Raw genomic sequence first — 4,001 nt, forward strand, 5'->3', positions numbered from 1 at the left:
TTAACTTGGCCTCTGGCCCCATTTTTGCAACTTGCTCTATGGGGGACTCAGTTATGGAGTTCGCTAGGCCCCGGCGAATGTCTCCCCGCATTCTAGTTCTGGATTTTGATGGTGTGCTCTGCGACGGACGGTCGGAGTACTTTGCTTCTTCCTGTCGAGTTTGTAGTCAGGTGTGGGGTTTGGCCCCTGCCCAGTTGGAGCCATTGCGCCCTGCCTTCGACCGCCTGCGACCCCTAATCGAGATTGGCTGGGAGATGCCTCTGCTGCTGTGGGGGCTGCAGCAAGGGATCCCAGAGGACGCTTTGCGCCAAGACTGGCCCGGCTGGCGGCAGCGGTTGTTGCAGCAGGCGGGGGTTTCCGAGCGGGCTTTGGCCCAAGCCCTGGATGAGGTGCGGGATCGCTGGCTGGCAGAGGATCTCCAGGGCTGGCTGGGGCTGCACCGCTTTTATCCAGGGGTAACGGCCTGGATGCGCCAGATCCAGGCTGCTGGCGAGCCGCGCCTGGCCATTCTCAGTACCAAGGAGGGGCGCTTCATTCAGCAGCTTTTGCTCCGCGAGGGGATCCAGCTGCCACGCCACCGCATCCTGGGCAAGGAGGTACGCGCCCCCAAGGCCACCACCCTCCAGCGGCTGCTAGCAGCGACCCAGGTAGCGCCTGAGGAACTCTGGTTTGTTGAGGATCGCCTGCAGACGCTGCGCCAGGTGCAGAGTGTACCGGAACTGGAGCAGGTGCTCTTGTTTTTAGCCGAGTGGGGCTACAACCTGCCCGAGGAGCGGGAAGCGGCCGCTCGGGATCCCCGCCTCCATTTGCTCAGCCTAGAACAGTTTTGCCAGCCCTTTGAGCAGTGGTTGGCCCTGCCTGTTCCTTCCCCTCGCCTTGCTGTCAGCCCGGCCAGCCCGGAAGACTTCACCCCTACCCGGAAACGCCCGGAAGCCGGTTTGGCCTCGCTGGTGCTGACCTTGGTGGAGCTGCTGCGGCAGTTGATGGAAGCTCAGGTGGTACGCCAGATGGAGGCCAATCGCCTCTCTGCAGAGCAAATTGAGCGGGCCGGCAGCAGCCTGCAAGCCCTGCGCCAGCAAATTCGGCAACTCTGCGCCCTGCTGGAGATCGACCCAGCGGATCTCAACCTGGACTTGGGAGATCTGGGCACGCTTCTGCCCCGTCAGGGGGACTACTACCCCGGCCAACCCCACGGCGAGGGATCCCTGCTGGAGTTGTTGGATCGGCTGATCCACACCGGCATTGTCATCGACGGCGAGATCGACCTGGGGCTGGCGGACTTGGATCTCATCCACGCCCGCCTAAAACTGGTGCTCACCTCTAGTGCCAAGCTCTAGCGGGGCTGTGATCAAGAGTGGCCTGAGCATTGAGAGTCTTGATTGAGATAATTGGGAGAAGCCATGCCTGAAGCGAGAAGAGAACCCAGAAATCGCGGTATGCTGGCTTTGGATCCCGTTAATCTCTCTTCATAGTCTTCTCCTATGGATGTCTTCGCCCCAACCGGAAACCTGCATGCCGACGCCATTTGGCCAGAGGTAGTGGTCACCCTCACGCTGTTGATTGTCTTGGTGGTGGATCTGGTGGGTGGGTCGGCGGCGCGCAAAAGTCTGCCGGCCCTCTCCCTCTTCGGCTTGATTGGGGCCTTGGTGACCTTGGTGTTGCAATGGCAGCAGCCCCAGTTGGAGAGCTTCTTGGGCAGCTTTGCCGCGGATCCAATTAGCATTCTCTTCCGCGGCCTGGTGGTGGCAACGGCAGCTCTGACGGTGATGATGGCGGAGCGCTACATCGCCCAGGCAGGGACACCCACCGGCGAGTTTTATGTGCTGCTGCTCACGGCCACCTTGGGGGGCATGTTCCTCGCCGGGGCGACGGATTTAATCATGGTGTTCGTCTCCTTGGAAACGCTGGGCATCGCCAGCTACCTGATGGCTGGCTACACCAAGCGGGATCCGCGTTCTTCCGAGGCAGCCCTGAAGTACCTTTTGACGGGGGCCAGCAGCACGGCCATCTTCCTCTACGGCATGTCGCTGCTCTACGGCCTGTCGGGGGGGCAGACCCAATTGGCGGCCATCGCGCCCTACCTGGCCAATGCCGGCCTGGTGGGGATCCTTGCCTTGGTGTTCTGCCTGGGCGGCATTGGCTTTAAGCTGGCGGCGGTGCCTTTTCACCAGTGGACTCCTGATGTTTATGAGGGATCCCCGACGCCGGTGGTGGCCTTTTTGTCGGTGGGATCCAAAGCGGCAGGTTTTGCCCTGGCCATTCGCTTTCTGGCCACTGCGTTCCCGGCCATGACGGAAGAGTGGCGGGCGGTGCTCTCGGTGCTGGCCATTTTGACCATGGTGCTGGGGAACGTGGTGGCCATCGCCCAAACCCGCCTCAAGCGCCTGCTGGCCTATTCTTCCATTGGGCAGGCGGGTTTTGTCTTGATTGGGTTGGTGGCGGGCACCGAAGCGGGCTATGCCAGCTTGATTTTTTACCTGATGGTCTATTTGGCCATGAACCTGGGAGCCTTTCTCTGCGTCACCCTGTTCAGCCTCAAGACCGGCACCGACGAAATCAACGAGTACAGCGGCCTCTATCAGAAGGATCCCTTCCTCACCCTTTGCCTGAGCATTTGTCTGCTCTCTCTGGGCGGGTTGCCGCCGCTGGCGGGCTTTTTCGGCAAGCTCTATCTTTTCTGGGCCGGCTGGCAGGCAGGGGCTTACACGCTGGTGCTGGTGGGCTTGGTGACCAGCGTCATCTCCATCTACTACTACGTGCGGGTAGTGAAAACCATGGTGGTGAAAGAGCCGCAGGAGATGTCGCTTTCGGTGCAAAACTACCCTGAGACGAACTGGCAGGCCGAAGGCATGCCGGCTTTGCGGGTGGGCATGGTGCTGACGCTGGTGGCCACGATCTTTGCCGGGATCCTCTCCAATCCGCTCTTTACTCTCTCCACCCAGGCGGTGGAGCAAAGCCCGTTTTTGGGGTTCCCGACAGCCCAGGCTTTTGCTCCAGAGGCGACCAGCCCTTCTCTGACAGTTGCGGGAGCCGCAGCTTTCGAGTCCTAGACCTTTCTTGAGCACTCTGCAAGGCAGGGATCCCTCACCCCCAACCTCTCTCCCTTCGGGAGAGGGGAGTTTACTTGGACAATTGACCCGATGTTGTTGAGCCGGTTTCTGGGCTACCTCAATTCCTGGGATCCCTGACCAGCAGCCGTCCACAATCCAAGAGAATTTCAAATACCCTCTAGGCTGACATTGAGAAAGCGGGCAATCTCGGCTGCTTGGTTTTCGATCTCCGTCAGGGAAGGGGGCTGGCCAACGCCGGTGAGGGGGATGTCGCCGCGTCCTTTTACCCGCAAGTAGATAACCCGGCGGGGGTTGAGGCCTTCTCGCAGCTCGACCCGCAGGCTTTGCACCTCGGCAAAGTCGTATTCCAGCCGCACCTCGCGGTTTTTGCCCGGAAAGCCCTGCCGCACCAGCGTTATCTTCTGGGTGCGGCGGTTGAACTCGTTGTAGCCGCCCCCCAGGTTCCAGTACAGGCTCAGCCATTGATACAGCCCCGCCAGGGATCCGAGCACACCGTAAAAGAGCATGGCAATGCCCTGGGGAATGAACACCAGGCTGGCGGGATCGGAAAAGGGAAGCAAGTTGCGGTGGAAATAGCTGGAAAGACCAGCCAGGGTAAAGCCCAGACCCCCTGCCGTCAGGATCACTGCCCAAAAATAGACGCTGGGCCGCCGCGAGCCAATGACGGTGTAGCGCAGCAGCTCTTCAGAGCGAATTTCGGGAATGGTTGCAGACACAGACGGGATCCCTTTTTCCAAAGCTAGCTTCTTCCATCATTATTAGGCGGGAAGCCCTGCCCTAGGGAGAGGCAACAGAGCCTTTCTCCTTGGGAGCTTTCGACCTCTCGGTTCCTAAAGCCTGGGATCCCCTAGCGGGGTGTAACAATTTTCCCTGCTCCCGGGGTAACTGCCGGCGGTTCACTGGGGGAAGGCTCGCCCTCAGGGGTAGGAG

The 4,001-nt window shown here is 60.5% G+C and carries 3 protein-coding genes; 2 read left to right on the plus strand and 1 reads right to left on the minus strand.

Going from position 1 to position 4,001, the window contains the following annotated elements:
• Positions 1-77 precede the first annotated feature (77 nt).
• Both gvpJ and NW852_RS08360 read left to right on the plus strand, forming a co-directional pair.
• Positions 78-1,337: a gas vesicle protein GvpJ gene (gene gvpJ / locus NW852_RS08355; protein ID WP_414372005.1), complete on the plus strand. Its 1,260-nt coding sequence runs from the start codon at positions 78-80 to the stop codon at positions 1,335-1,337.
• Between the two features lie 144 nt (positions 1,338-1,481).
• On the plus strand, positions 1,482-3,050 hold the full coding sequence (locus NW852_RS08360) for an NAD(P)H-quinone oxidoreductase subunit N (protein WP_414372007.1): 1,569 nt from the start codon (positions 1,482-1,484) through the stop codon (positions 3,048-3,050).
• A gap of 167 nt (positions 3,051-3,217) precedes the next feature.
• On the opposite strand, the gene NW852_RS08365 is transcribed toward NW852_RS08360, so the two are convergent.
• Positions 3,218-3,787, minus strand: a complete 570-nt coding sequence (locus tag NW852_RS08365) for a photosystem I assembly protein Ycf4 (protein WP_414365388.1) — start codon at positions 3,785-3,787, stop codon at positions 3,218-3,220.
• Positions 3,788-4,001 lie beyond the last annotated feature (214 nt).

It is taken from the genome of Synechococcus sp. H60.1 (assembly GCF_047462335.1).
In the GTDB taxonomy this organism is placed as follows: Bacteria; Cyanobacteriota; Cyanobacteriia; order Thermostichales; family Thermostichaceae; genus Thermostichus.

Excerpts from the sequence above, each read along its gene's own strand:
- gvpJ (WP_414372005.1), top strand. The coding sequence starts at position 78 with ATGTCTCCCCGCATTCTAGTTCTGGATTTTGATGGTGTGCTCTGCGAC.
- NW852_RS08360 (WP_414372007.1), top strand. The coding sequence starts at position 1,482 with ATGGATGTCTTCGCCCCAACCGGAAACCTGCATGCCGACGCCATTTGG.